Origin of the sequence: Janthinobacterium sp. YR213 (genome assembly GCF_900099875.1) — a bacterium.
Lineage (GTDB): Bacteria > Pseudomonadota > Gammaproteobacteria > Burkholderiales > Burkholderiaceae_D > Janthinobacterium > Janthinobacterium lividum.
This window is the reverse complement of the sequence record NZ_FNDA01000001.1, coordinates 1,951,560-1,967,538: the sequence shown is the minus strand read 5'-3', so window position 1 is coordinate 1,967,538 and position 15,979 is coordinate 1,951,560. Positions and strand designations below refer to the sequence as shown.

The window sequence follows — 15,979 nt, the reverse complement described above, 5'->3', positions numbered from 1 at the left end:
GACTGGCTGCATTGAGTCAACGTAAGGGAGATCTACATGCAACTGCAACAACGACACATTGGCCATAGCGGCTTGACCAGCTCGGCATTGGGCCTGGGCTGCATGGGCATGTCGGAATTCTATGGCGCGACGGACGAGGCGCAATCGCTGGCCACCCTGGAAGCGGCGCTGGCGGCGGGCGTGACCCTGTTCGACACGGCCGACGCCTACGGTTTCGGCCACAACGAGCAATTGCTGGGGCGCTTTCTGGCAGCCCATCGCGGACAGGCCCTGGTCGCCACCAAGTGCGGCCTGGCGCGCGAGGCGGGCAGTTATGCGCGCCGCGTCGACAATTCCCCCGCCTACATCCGCCAGGCATGTGTAGCGTCGCTGGCGCGCCTGGGCGTGGAGAGCATCGACCTGTTCTACCTGCACCGCCTGAACCTGGAGACGCCACTGGAGGAATCGATGGGGGCGCTGGCGCAGCTGCTGCAAGAGGGCAAGATTCGCGCCGTGGGCCTGTGCGAAGTAAGTGCCGCCACCCTGTTGCGCGCGGCGGCGCTCTGCCCCGTGGCGGCCGTGCAGAGCGAATATTCGCTGTGGACGCGCGAACCGGAGCAGGGCGTGCTGGCCGCCTGCCGCGAAGTGGGCGCCAGTTTCTTTGCCTACAGCCCGCTGGGGCGCGGTTTCCTGACGGGTGCCATTGCCGATGCGGCCAGCCTCGACGCGGGCGACTTTCGCCAGTTCAATCCCCGTTTCGCGGCCGGAAACCTGGCGCGCAACCAGGCCATCGTCGCGCAAGTCAAGGGCATCGCGCGCGCAAAAGGCTGCACGCCGGCCCAGCTGGCGCTGGCCTGGCTGCTGGCGCAAGGCGACGACATCATTCCCATTCCCGGCACCAAGCGCATCGCCTACCTGCACGACAACCTCGGCGCGCTGGCCGTGCATCTGGACGGGGCCGAACTGGCGGCGATGAACGCCGCCTTTCCCTTGGGCATGGCAGCGGGCGCGCGCTACACCGAGGAAGGGATGAAGGGCGTAGATGCCTGAAAAAGATGGCGCAGTGTACGCCAGCGTACCTAACTGATATTTTCCCTGCGGGATAATTGCCGGCGATCTGCTAGCATTTGGCAGTGGCTGCGCAGTGCACGTTGCACGGCGTTCAACGGTCAGGTATCCGATGAGGTGGATGTTGTTAGATGACGATATTTTTGATATAGAACTGAAGTTATTGCTTGAGGGAATACTGCTGCGGTATCAACACGATTTCCGCGACTATTCCGTCGCATCGCTGCGCCGACGCATGCGCCAGGCCATGGAGCGCTTCGGCTGCGCCAGCCTGTCGCAATTGCAGGACCGCATCTTGCACGAGCCGGCCATGTTCGCGCAGATGCTGCAGTTTTTCACGGTGCAAGTGAGCGAGATGTTCCGCGATCCCGCATATTTCCGCGCCTTGCGCGAAAAAGTCGTGCCCATCCTGCACACCTATCCCTCCATCAAGATCTGGGTGGCCGGCTGCAGCAGCGGGGAAGAGGTGTGGTCGCTGGCCATCTTGCTGGAAGAAGAGGGCTTGCTTGAGCGCAGCATGATTTACGCGACCGATATCAATGTCGAAGCGCTGGCTGCGGCCGAAGCGGGCATCTATCCGATCGAGCGCATCGCCCAGTTCAGCGAGAATTACCAGCTGGCGGGCGGCAAGCGCTCGCTGTCCGACTATTACACGGCCGCCTACAAGGGCGCCATCTTTGAGCGGCGCTTGCGGCGCCAGTTCGTTTTCGCCGACCACAGCCTGGCGACGGACAGCGTGTTTTCGGAGGTGCACATGGTTTCCTGCCGTAACGTCATGATTTACTTCAATAAAGACTTGCAAGACCGCAGCCTGGGCCTATTCCACGAAGCGCTGGTGAACCGGGGCTTCCTGGGCCTGGGCATGAAGGAAAGCCTGCACTTCAGCCGCCATGCGGCCAGCTTCAACGAGCTGAGCCCGGCTGAACGCATCTTCCAGCGTGCCTGACATGTTGCCGACCAGCGACGTTGCGCCACCGCCCGCCGGCCTGCGCCTGATCGCCATCGGCGCCTCGGCCGGCGGCGTGGAAGCGCTGGGCATCGTGCTGCGCGCCTTGCCCGCCACCTGCCGCGCAAGCGTGGTGGTGGTGCTGCACCTGGCGCCGGGCCGCTCGAGCCAGTTGCCGCATCTGTATGCGGAACGTTGCCACTTGCCCTTGCGCGAGGCGCAGGACAAGGAACCTCTGGAGACGGGGGTCGTGTATTTCGCCCCACCCGATTACCACCTGCAAGTCGAACCCGATGGCAGCTTTTCCCTGTCGCAGGAAGCACCCGTGTATTTTTCGCGCCCGTCCATCGATGTTCTGCTGGAAACAGCCGCGTACGCCTACCGGCGCGCCATGCTGGCCATCATCCTGACGGGTGCCTCAGCTGATGGCGCGGCGGGCCTGGCGCGCGTGCGGCAGCTGGGCGGCAGTGCCTGGGTGCAAGACCCGCAGCGGGCCAGCTATGGCATCATGCCGGCCGCCGCGCTCAAGCGGGCCGGCGCCGACCGTGTGCTCGATTTGCCGCAGATGGCCGCCAGCCTGGCTCTGCTGGATAACGGGGAGGACAAGTGAATGGCGGCATGACAGTGCGTGTAATATATATGCAAAGACTGAAACAATATTAATTTCCATATCAAAACATTATGGCATTTTGCCGTGACGATGCCTGAAGACCGATCCGTGACCGCTCCTATCCATATCCTCGTCGTTGATGACATCGCGCAAAACCTGGTCGCCGCCGAAGCCGTGCTGGCACGGCCCGGTATTATCATCCTGAAGGCCAGCTCGGGCGCGCAAGCGCTGGAATTGCTGTTGACGCATGAAGTGGCGCTGGCCCTGATCGACGTGCAAATGCCGCAGATGGATGGTTTCGAGCTGGCCGAACTGATACGCGGCAGCGAGCGCACGCGCAGCATTCCCCTGATTTTCCTCACGGCCGCGTCGCGCGAACCGAGCTACAGCTTCCGCGGCTACGAGGCGGGCGCCGTCGATTTCCTGTACAAGCCCATCGACGTGAAAGCCTTGCAAAGCAAGGTGGCCGTGCTGGTCCAGTTGTACCAGCAGAAACGCGAGTTGTCGGCCCAGCTCGACGAGCTCAAGCATGCGCTGCACCTCAATGAACTGTTCACGGCCGTGCTGGGCCACGACTTGCGCACGCCCCTGTCGGTGGTGATGAACGGCGCCATGCTGTTGCCGATGATGAGCGACCACCCGAAAGTGGTCGTCACGGCGCAGCGCATCGAAAGCAGCGCCAAGCGCATGGGCCGCATGGTCGACCAGTTGCTGGACCTGGCGCGCATCCGCTCGGGCACGATGGAGTTGCGCAGCAGCACGCACGACTACCTGGCGCTGGCGCGCGCCATCGTCGACGAGTTCGAGACGGCGGGCCAGGCCCCGCTGGTCGAGATCAGCAGCGTGGGCGAGCTGCACGGGCAATGTGATGCGGGCTTGTTGTCGCAAGTTATCTCGAATCTGTTATGCAATGCCATCACGCATGGCGAGGCGGGCACGCCGGTGCAACTGGCCCTGGATGGACGCGATGCCGACAGCATTGAATTGCGCATCGCCAATCGTGGTGTCATCCCGGCCGCCTTGCTGCCGACCCTGTTCGAACCGTTCCAGCAGGCGGGCGAGAAGCGCAGGACGGGGCAGGGTCTGGGGCTGGGCCTGTACACGGTGAATATGTTCGTCAAGGCCCACGGTGGCACGGTCGAGCTCAGTTCGACGGCGACGCAGGGCACGGTGGCGACGGTGCGCATCCCGCGCCAGTGCCAGGTGCGCGTGCAAGCGGGACTGTCCACATGAGCGCGCCAGCCTGGCCGCGCGGCGGCGGCAGCATGGGCGAGCTGCTGCGCCAGCGCGACTGGTCCGCCACCAGCCTGGGCGCCCTCGATGGCTGGCCCGCGAATTTGCGCACCAGCGTCGACATCGTGCTCCATTCGCCGATGGCGATGGTGCTGATGTGGGGGCCGCAGCACGTGATGATTTACAACGACGACTACATCCAGATCGCCGGGGAGCGCCATCCGGCTGCGCTGGGCGGCACGGTGCCGGCCGTCTGGCCCGAGATATGGGACTGGAACGCGCGCATCCTCGAAGCGGGGCTGCGCGGCGAGACGCAGGTGCACCGCGAGTGCTGCCTGCCGCTGTTGCGTGACGGGCAGCGCACGGATGTCTGTTTCGACCTGTATTACACGCCCGTGCATGGCGCCGACGGCCAGGTGGATGGCGTACTGTGCACGGCGCTGGAATTGACGGCGCGCATGGAGGAGGGGCGCCAGCTGAAGCTGGCCACGGCCGAGCTGGGCGAACTCAACACCACCTTGCAGGCCGAGGGCGAGGCCGTGCGCGAGGCCAACCGCCGCCTGGGCGAGGAGCGCGCGCTGCTGCGCGCCCTGTTCCAGCAGGCGCCCAGCTTCATGGCCATGCTGCGCGGGCCGCAGCACGTGTTCGAGCTGGCGAACGAACATTATCTGCGCCTGGTGGGGCACCGCGATTTGCTCGGCAAGACAGTCGAAATGGCCTTGCCCGAAGTCAAGGCGCAAGGTTTCATCGAACTGCTCGACCAGGTCTACCGCACGGGCGTGCCCTTCGAAGGGCGCCAGGTGAAGGTGGATTTGCAGACGGCTGACGGGCTGACGGGCCAGCGCCATATCGACTTCGTCTACCAGCCCATCAAGGATGACGAGGGTGTGGTCACGGGCATCCTCGTCGAAGGCATCGACGTCACCGAGCGCATGGAAGGCGAGGAGCGGCTGCGCCTGGCCCAGCAGGCGGGCGGCATCGGCACCTTCGAATGGTTCCCCGATACGGGCGCGATGGTGGTATCGCCTACCTTCCGCCGCCTGTGGGGCATTGCCGACGAGGAAGTGGTGACGGAACGCCTGCTGGTGAGTCTGGTCGATGCGCGCGACCAGCAAAAAGTCGGACCCAGCAAGCTGGATCTGGCGCCCAATCCCCTCGAATATGTGGAATACCGGATCCGCCGTCCCGCCGATGGCGCGCTGCGCTGGATCGCGCGCCAGGGCGAGGTGGTGGCCGGCCGCGTGCCGGGCCAGCGCCGCTACGTGGGCGTGTCGTTCGACGTGACGGAGCGGCGCCACATCGAAGATGAACTGAACGCCAGCCAGGAGCGCATGGCGGCCATTTTCGGCCAGGCCTCGGTGGGCTTGTCCGAGCTGGGCCTCGATGGCCGCTTCCAGCGCGTCAACGGCGCCCTGTGCCGTATGCTGGGGCGTTCCGCCGAAGAACTGCTGAGCTTGAACATGAACGACATCATGCATCCGGCAGACGTGCCTGGCAACGGCGTGCTGTTCCAGCGCCTGGTGGAAACGGGCGAGTCGTTCTCGCTGGAAAAGCGCTACCTGAAGCCCGATGGCTCGCAAGTGTGGGTGTCGAGCAATGTCAGCCGCCTGGTCGATGAGCAGGGTCATACGCGTTCCCTGATCGCCGTCAAGACGGATATCACGGACCGGCGCCGCGTGGAAAAAGCGCTGCATGAATTGAACGAAACGCTGGAACACCGGGTCGAACAGGAAGTGGGTGAGCGCACCAAGGCCGAAGACGCCTTGCGCCAGGCACAAAAGATGGAAGCCGTGGGCCAGCTGACGGGGGGGATCGCGCACGATTTCAACAATGTGCTGCAAATCATTTCCGGCAATTTGCATTTGCTGCATCACCTGGCGGGCACGGATGGCTTGATGCGCCAGCGCCTGGACACGGCGATTGCCGCCGTCGAGCGGGGCGCCAAGCTGTCGTCGCATTTGCTGGCATTTGCGCGGCGCCAGCCCTTGCAACCCGTGGTGGCCGATCTGGCGCGCGTGGTGCGCAACATGGATGCGCTGCTGCGGCGCGCCCTGGGCGAAGCGATCGACATCGTGCTCGTGGGCGGCGGCGGACTGTGGAATACCCTGATCGACCGCAGCCAGATCGAGAACGTCATCCTCAACCTGGCCATCAATGCGCGCGACGCCATGGATGGCGTGGGCAAGCTGACCATCGAGCTGGGCAACGTCGTGCTTGACGAACAGTATGTGCACAACCTGGTCGACGTGCCGGCAGGCCAGTACGTGATGCTGTCGGTGACCGATACGGGCCGCGGCATGAGCGGCCCCGTGCTGCAGCGCGCGTTCGAGCCGTTCTTCACGACCAAGCCGGAAGGCGCGGGCACGGGCCTGGGCCTGTCGATGGCGTATGGTTTTGTCACGCAAAGCCGCGGCCATATCCGCATCTACAGTGAACCTGGCGTGGGTACGGGAGTCAAAATCTATTTGCCCCGCTCGCTGATGGCGGAAGCGGACGAGGAACTGGAGCTGAGCGGCGTCGTCACGGGCGGCACGGAAACGGTGCTGGTGGTGGAAGACGACGTGGGCGTGCGCACCACCGTGGTCGACATGCTCGGAGCGCTCGGCTACAAGGTGCTCAAGGCCGAGGATGGCGAAAGCGCGCTGGCCGTGCTGCACAGCGGCGCGCAGATCGACTTGCTGTTTACGGACGTGATCATGCCCGGTCCCGTCAGCAGCACGGAGATGGCGCGCCAGGCGCGCGAGTTGCAGCCCGATATCGCCGTGCTGTTTACCTCGGGCTACGCGCAGGATGTCATCGTGCACGAAGGGCGTCTCGACGCGGGGGTGGAATTGCTCAGCAAACCGTACCGGCGCGAAGAGCTGGCACGCAAGCTGCGCCATGTGCTGGCCAACCGTCAGCAGCAAATGCGCGCGCGCCAGTTTGAACGGTCCGGCGCGCCGGTGGCCGGCGGCACCTCGGCCAGCGTGCGGGGAAGCGGCACGCCGGGGCTGGACTTGACGGGCCATGCGCCAACACCGCAGGGTGACATGCCGACATCGATGAAAATACTCGTGGTGGAAGACAATCTCGATTCGCAGCTGATGGTGTGCGAACTGGTGGGTATGCTGGGCCACACGGTCAGCGGCGTGTCCGATGGCGAGGCGGCGTGGGATCTGCTCAACGAGCAAGACTTCGATATCCTGTTTACGGATGTCAGCCTGCCCGGCATGTCCGGCATCGCATTGGCACGCATGGTGCTGCGCGATAAACCGGACATGCGCATCATCTTTTCCACGGGCTATGGCAAGGAATCGATGGATGAGCTGGGCTTTTCCGCCAGCGTCTTGCGCAAGCCTTATGATTTGATGGAGTTGCAAGCGGCACTCGACCAACCCTGACAGGCATGCGCCGGCACGGCTTGCCCGTCTCACCCGCAGAGGTAAAAGATGACCCCTGAATTGACGATGCTGGCCTGTACTTTGGTGCTGGCGCTGCTGCAAATCCTGCTGCCCGCGCTGTTTCGCACGCGCGAGACAGGCACGGCCTATAACGTGAGCGCGCGCGATGGCGACGGGCCGCCCGTGGGCAAGATCACGGGCCGCTTGCGGCGGGCCCAGGCGAACCTGTTCGAAACCCTGCCCCTGTTCGCCGCCGCCGTGCTGATCGCCCACGTGACGGCGCAGGAAAGCGCGCTGACCCTGTACGGCGCCGCCCTGTACCTGGCCGCGCGCGTGCTGTATTTGCCCCTGTACGCGTTTGGCGTGCCTGTCGTGCGCACGCTCGTCTGGTGCGTGTCGATTGCCGGTCTGCTGATGCTGTTCTGGGCCATCCTGTTTGCTTCCTGAATTCCTACGCCGGCTGTGGCGCCCGTCCTATGGCGGTGCATCAGGCCCGGCCGTAAAGTAGCTGCACCTGGGCGCTGGGGCGCCGGCATGCAGTGTTACTTTCGGGACGACAATGATGAGCAGTGCAGCGAACCAATCGGGCCAGCCCGGCAAGCCCGGCAAGCCCGGCAAGCATATCCAGCGCCTGCTGCGCTCGGTCTTTGGCGTGGCGCGGCTGCGCACGGGCCAGCAGGAAGTCATCGACAGCGTGCTGGCCGGGCGCGACACCCTGGCCATCATGCCCACCGGCAGCGGCAAGTCCCTGTGCTACCAGCTGCCCGCCGCCCTGTTGCCCGGTGCGACCCTGGTCGTGTCGCCGCTGATTTCGCTGATGAAAGACCAGCTGGAAAAGCTGCAAGAACTGGGCATCACGGCCGTGCAGCTCAACAGCAGCCTGTCGCGCGCGGAAGAGGACGAGGCCATCGCCCGCATCGGCCAGGGCGGCAGGATCATCATCTTTTGCACACCGGAACGCCTGACCAGTGCCGCCTTCCTGTCCCTGCTGGGAGCCTCGCCGCCCAGCCTGGTCGTCATCGATGAAGCCCATTGCATTTCCCAGTGGGGCCATGATTTCCGTCCCGCCTACCTGGAAATCGCGGCCGCCCTGCGCGCGCTGGGCCGTCCGCCCGTGCTGGCGCTGACGGCCACGGCCACCGGCGAAGTGGTAGACGATATCGACGCGCAACTGGAAGCGCGCAAGTTGCAAGTCATCAATACCGGCATCTACCGCGCCAATTTGCGCTACCGCGTGATCCAGGTCACAAATGCGGGAGAGAAACAGGACGAAGTCTTGCGCCTGCTGCGCGAGACGGCGGGCGTGGGCATCGTGTATGCGGCCACCGTCAAGGCCGTCGAGGACCTGGCGGCGCGGCTGGCGGAACTGGGCGAGAGCGTTACGTGCTACCACGGCAAGCTGGCGGCGCGCGAGCGCAAGCACAACCAGGATTTGTTCATGAATGGCGAACGCCGCATCATGGTGGCCACCAACGCCTTTGGCATGGGCATCGACAAGCCCGACACGCGCTTCGTCATCCACTTGCAGGTGCCGGCCAACCTGGAAGCGTACTACCAGGAGTCGGGCCGGGCTGGGCGCGACGGCTTGCCCGCCGATTGCACCTTGCTGTTTTTCCAGGAAGACAAGCGGGTGCAGCAATTCTTTCTGGCGAAGCATTACCCAACGGAAGGGGAATTGGCGGCCATCGTGGCGGTGGCGCAAGAGCTGCCAGCCACGTTTGCTTTCGCTGCGCTGGCGTCCAGCCTGCCCGAGTTTTCTGATGGCCACTTGAAGGTGTGCCTGAAACTGTTGAAAGACGGCAAGCTGCTGCGCCAGGACCGCAAGCTGGGCTACCGCTTGAAAGCCCCCTCGGCCGCCACGCCCTCGTTTGCGCAGCTGGCGCAAGTCTATGTCGACAAGCAGGAGCGCGACAAACAGGCGCTCGAGCAGATGGTGGCGTATGCGCAAAGTGGCCTGTGCCGCTGGAAACTGCTGCTCGATTACTTTGGCGATGCCGGCGATTTCGAGCGCTGCTGCACTTGCGATAATTGCCAGTCGCCGCCCGCGCTGGCCGCGCCCATCACCCTGGACGAGTTGCCGCCGGCGCCTGTCCAGGTACCTACGCCGGCACCGGCGCCCCAGATCGCCGTCGGCAGCCGCGTGCGCGTGCCCCGCTACCAGATCGGCACCGTGCTGTCCGTGGCGGGCGACCAGGTCACCATTGCCTTTCCAGAAAACACCACGCGTACCTTCATGGCGGAATTCGTTGTCCCCGCATGAAGCCATGGTGCGCTGCCGAACAGTGATCTGGCGCAAGCGCGCTAGAATCAGCCCATTCCAACGCGCTTTTTTAACGCAGGGAGCAGGGCATGGCAGACATGGTGGTGGTGCGCAAGGAAGGCTTGTATTGTGTGCCGGGTCAGTTCTACATCGACCCGTGGCGCCCCGTCGAGCGCGCCATCATCACGCATGCGCACGCCGACCATGCGAGAGTCGGACACCGGCATTACCTGTGCGCCGCTCCCGGCGAGCAGGTGCTGCGCGCGCGCATGGGCGCCGTTTCCATCCAGGCACTCGCGTATGGCGACACGATCGAACACCACGGCGTGCAAGTGTCGCTGCATCCGGCCGGCCACGTGCTGGGCTCGGCCCAGGTGCGCATGCAGTACGGCGGTGAAGTGTGGGTGGCGTCCGGCGACTACAAGCTGCAGCCCGACCCCACCTGCGCACCGTTCGAGCCCGTGCGCTGCGATACATTCATCACGGAATCGACCTTCGGCCTGCCCATCTACCGCTGGCAGGCGCCGCAAGAGATTTATGACGATATCAACCAGTGGTGGCGCAGGAATGCGGCCGAGGGACGCACCAGCGTGCTGTTCTGCTATGCCTTCGGCAAGGCGCAGCGCATCCTGGCGGGACTGGACGCGACCATCGGTCCCATCATCTGCCATGGCGCGGCGCAGGCATTGACGCAGGTTTACCGCGAGTGCGGCGTGGCCTTGCCCGCCACCGTCATGGTCGATGAGGTCACGGACAAGGCGGCCCTGAAGACGGCGCTGGTGATCGCGCCGCCGTCGGCCGCCGGCTCGCCGTGGATGAAGCGTTTCGGCGACTACAGCGATGCGTTTGCCAGCGGCTGGATGCTGCTGCGCGGCGCGCGCCGGCGGCGCGGCGTGGACCGGGGTTTTGTCCTGTCCGACCATGCCGACTGGCCCGGCCTGATGCAAGCCATCCAGGCCACGCAGGCTGAACGCATCATCGTCACGCATGGCTCGATTCCCGTGATGGTGCGTTGGCTACAGCAGAACGGCTGGCAGGCGGGCGGCTTCGAGACGGAATATGGCGACGACGAGGCCGATGACAATGCGCCCGGTGCGTCCACGGCAGCGGAGGACGTCACCCATGCGTGACTTTGCCCGGCTGTACGCGGAACTCGACGAAACCACCTCCACCAGCCGCAAGCTGGCGGCGCTGCAAGCCTATTTTCGCGGCGCCTCGCCCGACAATGCGGCCTGGGCCGTGTATTTCCTGGCTGGCGGCAAGCCGCGCCAGGCCGTGCCCACCAGGTTGTTGCGCGAGTACGCGACCGAGCGGGCGGGCCTCGATGCCTGGCTGTTCGACGAGGCCTATCACGCCGTGGGCGACCTGGCCGAAACCATCGCCCTGATCCTGCCCGCGCCCGCCAGGCGCAGCGACATCGGCCTGGCCGAGTGGGTCGAGCAGCGCATCGCACCGTTGCGCGGCGCGGCGCCCGACACCATCCGCGCCGACTTGCTGGCCTACTGGGACGAGCTGGAAACGCGCGAACGCTTCCTGCTGATCAAACTGATCGGCGGCGGCTTTCGCGTGGGCGTGTCAAAATTGCTGGTGACGCGCGCGCTGGCATCCATCGCGGCCGTCGACAGCAAGCTGATCGCCCAGCGCCTGATGGGCTGGACCGATGGCAAGGTCAGCCCCACGGGCGCGGGCTTTCTCAAACTGATCGCCGCGCAGTCGGAGGGCGAACATGCGCTGCGCGGCGGCCAGCCTTACCCGTTCTTCCTCGCGCACCCCTTGCAGGCGGGGCCGGAGACGCTGGGCGACATCGGCGACTGGCTGGCCGAATGGAAATACGACGGCATGCGCGCCCAGTTGCTGCGCCGCGAGGGCGTGAACTGGCTGTGGTCGCGCGGCGAGGAATTGATCACGGAGCGCTTTCCCGAACTGGCGCAGCTGGCCTTGCCCGAGGGGACCGTGCTCGATGGCGAAATCCTCATCTGGCAGCCGGGCGACGTGCCTGCGCCATTTGCCGACTTGCAACAACGCATGGGCCGCAAGACTGTGTCGCCCAAGCTGCTGGCCGAGCTGCCCGCCGTGCTGGTGGCCTACGATGTGCTGGAAATCGATGGCGTCGATGTCCGCCAGCTACCCCAGCTGGAGCGCCGCGCGCTGCTGGAAACCGTGGTGGCCGGCGTGCACTCTTCCGCGCTGCGCCTGTCGCCGCGCATCGAGGCCACAAGCTGGGAGGCGCTGGCGGCCATCCGCGCTGAGTCGCGGGCGCGCGGCGTGGAAGGCTTGATGCTCAAGGCCGTGTCGGCCGCGTATGGCGTGGGCCGCACGAAGGATGTGGGCACCTGGTGGAAGTGGAAGATCGACCCGTATGCCATCGACGCCGTGCTGATCTACGCCCAGGCGGGCCATGGCCGGCGCGCGTCGCTATACACGGACTATACCTTTGCCGTCTGGGACAGTGACACGGATGAGGCGGGCGGTGAAGAACGCAAGCTGGTGCCGTTCGCCAAGGCGTATTCCGGCCTCACGGATGCGGAGATCGGCCAGGTCGATGCCGCCATCCGCAAGACGACGATAGAAAAATTCGGCCCCGTGCGCAGCGTGCGGCCGACGATGGTGTTCGAGATCGGTTTCGAAGGCATCGCTGCGTCGAGCCGCCACAAGGCGGGCATCGCCGTGCGCTTTCCCCGCATCGTGCGCCGGCGCGAAGACAAGGCCATCGCCGACGCGGACACGCTGGCCACCCTGAAGGCCATGCTGGCCCAGACCACATGAGCAAGCGATGAGCACGCCGGCGCAGCGCATCGATGCGTGGTTTGTCACGCGCGGCTGGACGGTGTTTCCGTTCCAGCGCGCCGTCTGGCGTGCTGGCGCGCAGGGGCGCTCCGGCCTGCTGCATGCGAGCACGGGTTCCGGCAAGACGTATGCCGTGTGGTTCGGCGCCTTGCTGCGCGCCGGGCGGCTGGCGCGCAAGGGGAGAAAGCAGGGCTTGCGCGTGCTGTGGATCACGCCCATGCGGGCACTGGCCGCCGACACCGTGCGCGCGCTGCAAGCCTCGGGTGCGGAGCTCGCTCCCGGCTGGCGCATCGAGGCGCGCACGGGCGACACGAGCGCCGCGCAGCGGGCACGGCAGGCGAAGGCCTGGCCCGAGGTGCTCGTCACGACGCCGGAAAGCCTGTCCCTGATGCTGAGCCAGGCGGACGCCCGGGAACGTTTCAGCCTGCTGGAAACCGTGATCGTCGACGAGTGGCACGAATTGATGGGCAGCAAGCGCGGCGTGCAGGTGCAGCTGGCCCTGGCCCGTTTGCGCCGCTGGCAGGAAAACCTGATGACGTGGGGCTTGTCGGCTACCCTGGGCAACTTGCAGCAGGCGCAGGACGTCTTGCTGGGCGAGGAAAACGCCGGCGTGCTGGTGGAAGGTAAAGTCAAAAAGCGCATCCTCGTCGACAGCCTGATCCCCGTCAACCCCACGCGCTTTCCCTGGGGCGGCCACCTGGGCATCCAGATGCTGCAGCCCCTGATCGCCGAGATCGAGGGCAGCGCCACCACCCTGGTATTCACCAACACGCGTTCGCAGGCCGAGCTGTGGTACCAGCATTTGCTCGATGCGCGGCCCGACTGGGCGGGAGTGATCGCCCTGCACCACGGTTCGCTGGACCGTGAAGTGCGCGAGTGGGTCGAACAGCACCTGAAAACGGGCGAACTGAAAGCCGTCGTGTGCACGTCCAGCCTGGACCTGGGCGTCGACTTCCTGCCCGTCGAGCGGGTCTTGCAGGTGGGCAGCGCGAAGGGCATCGCGCGACTGGTACAGCGGGCCGGGCGCAGCGGCCACGCGCCGGGGCGCATCTCGCGCGTCACCTTGGTGCCCACCAACAGCCTGGAATTGCTGGAAGCGGCGGCGGCCCGCGCTGCCCTGGCGCAGGGCCACCTGGAAGCGCGCCCTGTGCCGGACAAGCCGCTCGACGTGCTGGTGCAGCACCTGGTGACGATCGCCCTGGGTGGCGGCTTCCAGTCGGCCCAATTGTATGAGGAAGTGCGCGCCGCCTGGTCGTATCGCCACCTGACCCTGGACGAGTGGCAATGGGCGCTCGACTTCGTTGCGCGCGGCGGGCAAAGCCTGACCGTGTATCCGGAATACCGGCGAGTGCTGCCGGACGATGAGGGCGTGTACCGCGTGCCGGACGTGGCCCTGGCGCGGCGCCACCGCATGAGCATCGGCACCATCGTGTCGGAGGCGGCGATCCAGGTCAAGTTTCTCGGTGGCGCGCGCATCGGCAGCATCGAGGAATCGTTCATCGCGCGCCTGAAGCAGGGCGACCATTTTTTGTTTGGCGGGCGCATCCTGGAATTCGTGCGCGTGCACGAGATGACGGCCTACGTGCGGCGCGCAACAGGCAGCCGCGGCGCTGTGCCGCGCTGGCAGGGCGGCAAGATGCCGCTGTCGTCGGAACTCGCGCATGCCGTGCTGGACCAGTTGCAGCTGGCGCAAGAAGGGAAGGCCAGCGGGCCGGAAATGCGCGCGCTGGCGCCGCTGCTGGCCATCCAGCAGGCATGGTCGAGCCTGCCCACGCGCGCCAGCCTCTTGCTTGAAACCTTGTCCAGCCGCGAAGGCCATCACCTGTTCGTGTATCCGTTTGCGGGCCGCTCGGTGCACCTGGGCCTGGCGTCGCTGCTGGCGTACCGCATCGCGCGCGTGCAGCCGGCGACCTTGTCGATCGCCGTCAACGATTATGGCTTTGAATTGCTGGGCGCGGACGACATCGATTATGCGCCGCTGTTGGCGGCCGCCAGCGGCGCCGATATTGCCCTGTTCAGCACGGAAAATCTGCTGGAAGACGTGCTGGCCAGCCTGAACGCGACGGAATTGTCGCAGCGGCGCTTCCGCGAAATCGCCCGCATCGCCGGCCTCGTGTTCCAGGGCTATCCGGGCCAGCCGAAAAGCGCGCGCCAGCTGCAGGCGTCTTCCTCGCTCTTCTTTGAAGTGTTCCGCAAACACGACGCGGCCAATTTGCTGCTCACGCAGGCGCAGCGCGAAGTGCTGGAACAGGAACTGGAATTGACGCGCTTGCGCGCCACCTTGCGCGAGCTGCATGGCCGGCAGATTTCCCTGCAAACGCTGGAGCGGGCATCGCCCTTTGCGTTCGGCTTGATGGTCGAGCGCTTCCGCGAACAGTTGACGACGGAAAAGCTGTCGGACCGGGTGGCGCGCCTGGTCAGCGCGCTGGAAAAGGCGGCCGCATGAGCGGCCCGCAGCAAGCGCACTGCGTGGTGGAACTGGCCGGCGAGATACTGTGGTTGCTGGCGCACAAGGCCGTGTATTGGCCCGCGCGCAGGATGCTGGTCATCGCCGACATCCATTTCGGCAAGGCGGCCGCGTTTCGCGCGCTGGGCGTGCCCGTGCCGCGCGGCACCACCACGCAAAACCTGCTGGCCCTCGACGCCCTGCTGGCCAGTTACGCTTGCGAGGAAATCGTCTTTCTCGGCGATTTTTTGCACGCGCGCGCCGCGCATGGGGCCGCCACCGTGGCCCCCATGCAGGCCTGGCGCGCGCGCCATCCGGACGTGCGATTGACGGTGGTGCGCGGCAACCACGATGCGCATGCGGGCGACCCGGCCGCCGCGCTGGGGATCAGCATGGTCGATGAGCCGCATCAGGTGGGCAATCTGTCGTTCTGCCATCACCCGGACACCGCCGCGCCCGGTTATGTGCTGGCCGGCCACGTGCATCCCGTGTTTCACTTGCGCGCTGAAAGGGGCGGCTTGCGCCTGCCGTGTTTCCTGCTGGGCCAGCATCGCGCCATCCTGCCCTCGTTTGGGGCATTCACGGGCGGCCATGCGGTGCGGCCAGCCGCTGGCGAGCGCGTCTACGTGACGGCCGACGCGGCGATTTTCGCACTACCCGCTAACTGCTGAGTGTCTGGTACTTTTGGTGGAAAACTGAAAGTAACTGCGTTACCGTAGGCGGGACACATCCTACATACGCTCTTGCCATCCTCCTATTTCTTGTGCCCCATGTGCGCACTAAGATGACTGTTCCCTTGCCATGCGAGGGGGAAGAATTGCATGGTTTGCACTGTTTCTGATTCCATCGATCAAGGAGATCATCATGGCCACATCGAGCGACAATAAACAGCAAGGTAGTAAAACCAGTAGCAGTAGCAGCGGCGGCAACAAGCAAAGCGATACCAGCAAACGGGGCTTCGCTTCCATGGACCCCGCCCAGCAGCGCGAAATCGCCAGCGAAGGGGGGCGTGCCGCGCATGAAAAAGGCACGGCGCATGAATTCACCTCGGAAGAGGCCCGCCGCGCAGGCAGCCAAAGTCACAAGAACGATGCCAGCCGGCAAAGCGCAACCAGCTCCAGCGGCTCGCGCGACAATGCCAGCATGAACCAGGAAGGCAACCGCGACAGCGGCAACAAGCAAAGCGGCAGTTCGGGATCGAGCTCGGGGTCGCGCAACAAGCAGTAGTGCAAGTAGTAGTCATGAGCAGTAGCAAGTGATCATGGCCAGC

At 65.4% G+C, this 15,979-nt stretch carries 12 protein-coding genes; all 12 read left to right on the top strand.

Features of this window, described 5'->3' with window-relative positions; translation table 11 throughout:
- The first annotated feature begins 36 nt into the window (after window positions 1-36).
- The 12 genes from BLT98_RS08665 to BLT98_RS08610 all read left to right on the top strand — a co-directional run bounded on the left by BLT98_RS08665 (window position 37) and on the right by BLT98_RS08610 (window position 15,936).
- Complete coding sequence (locus BLT98_RS08665) at window positions 37-1,029, top strand: aldo/keto reductase (protein WP_244517426.1); 993 nt, start codon at window positions 37-39, stop codon at window positions 1,027-1,029.
- Window positions 1,030-1,168: 139 nt separating this feature from the next.
- Entirely contained in the window at window positions 1,169-1,993 is an 825-nt protein-coding gene (locus tag BLT98_RS08660) for a CheR family methyltransferase (RefSeq protein ID WP_200880276.1), read from the top strand.
- A 1-nt stretch (window position 1,994) separates the two neighbouring features.
- A complete protein-coding gene (locus BLT98_RS08655; RefSeq protein ID WP_092606498.1) occupies window positions 1,995-2,603 on the top strand; it encodes a chemotaxis protein CheB in 609 nt (202 codons plus the stop codon).
- Window positions 2,604-2,711: 108 nt separating this feature from the next.
- Complete coding sequence (locus BLT98_RS08650) at window positions 2,712-3,836, top strand: hybrid sensor histidine kinase/response regulator (protein ID WP_070281153.1); 1,125 nt, start codon at window positions 2,712-2,714, stop codon at window positions 3,834-3,836.
- Window positions 3,833-7,216: a hybrid sensor histidine kinase/response regulator gene (locus tag BLT98_RS08645; RefSeq protein ID WP_092606496.1), complete on the top strand. Its 3,384-nt coding sequence runs from the start codon at window positions 3,833-3,835 to the stop codon at window positions 7,214-7,216. Before BLT98_RS08650 ends, BLT98_RS08645 begins: the two co-directional genes overlap by 4 nt.
- A 48-nt stretch (window positions 7,217-7,264) precedes the next feature.
- On the top strand, window positions 7,265-7,663 hold the full coding sequence (locus BLT98_RS08640) for an MAPEG family protein (RefSeq protein ID WP_034783403.1): 399 nt from the start codon (window positions 7,265-7,267) through the stop codon (window positions 7,661-7,663).
- 115 nt (window positions 7,664-7,778) lie between these two features.
- On the top strand, window positions 7,779-9,476 hold the full coding sequence (locus BLT98_RS08635) for a RecQ family ATP-dependent DNA helicase (protein ID WP_092607085.1): 1,698 nt from the start codon (window positions 7,779-7,781) through the stop codon (window positions 9,474-9,476).
- 89 nt (window positions 9,477-9,565) lie between these two features.
- Window positions 9,566-10,606 carry a ligase-associated DNA damage response exonuclease gene (locus tag BLT98_RS08630; RefSeq protein ID WP_092606494.1) on the top strand — a complete coding sequence of 347 codons (1,041 nt, stop codon included), beginning with the start codon at window positions 9,566-9,568 and terminating at the stop codon, window positions 10,604-10,606.
- On the top strand, window positions 10,599-12,242 hold the full coding sequence (locus tag BLT98_RS08625) for an ATP-dependent DNA ligase (protein ID WP_092606492.1): 1,644 nt from the start codon (window positions 10,599-10,601) through the stop codon (window positions 12,240-12,242). Before BLT98_RS08630 ends, BLT98_RS08625 begins: the two co-directional genes overlap by 8 nt.
- A 7-nt stretch (window positions 12,243-12,249) precedes the next feature.
- Window positions 12,250-14,709, top strand: a complete 2,460-nt coding sequence (locus tag BLT98_RS08620; RefSeq protein ID WP_092606490.1) for a ligase-associated DNA damage response DEXH box helicase — start codon at window positions 12,250-12,252, stop codon at window positions 14,707-14,709.
- Window positions 14,706-15,380, top strand: a complete 675-nt coding sequence (gene pdeM / locus BLT98_RS08615; RefSeq protein ID WP_092606488.1) for a ligase-associated DNA damage response endonuclease PdeM — start codon at window positions 14,706-14,708, stop codon at window positions 15,378-15,380. Before BLT98_RS08620 ends, pdeM begins: the two co-directional genes overlap by 4 nt.
- Before the next feature lie 193 nt (window positions 15,381-15,573).
- Window positions 15,574-15,936, top strand: a complete 363-nt coding sequence (locus BLT98_RS08610) for a KGG domain-containing protein (protein WP_092606486.1) — start codon at window positions 15,574-15,576, stop codon at window positions 15,934-15,936.
- Window positions 15,937-15,979 lie beyond the last annotated feature (43 nt).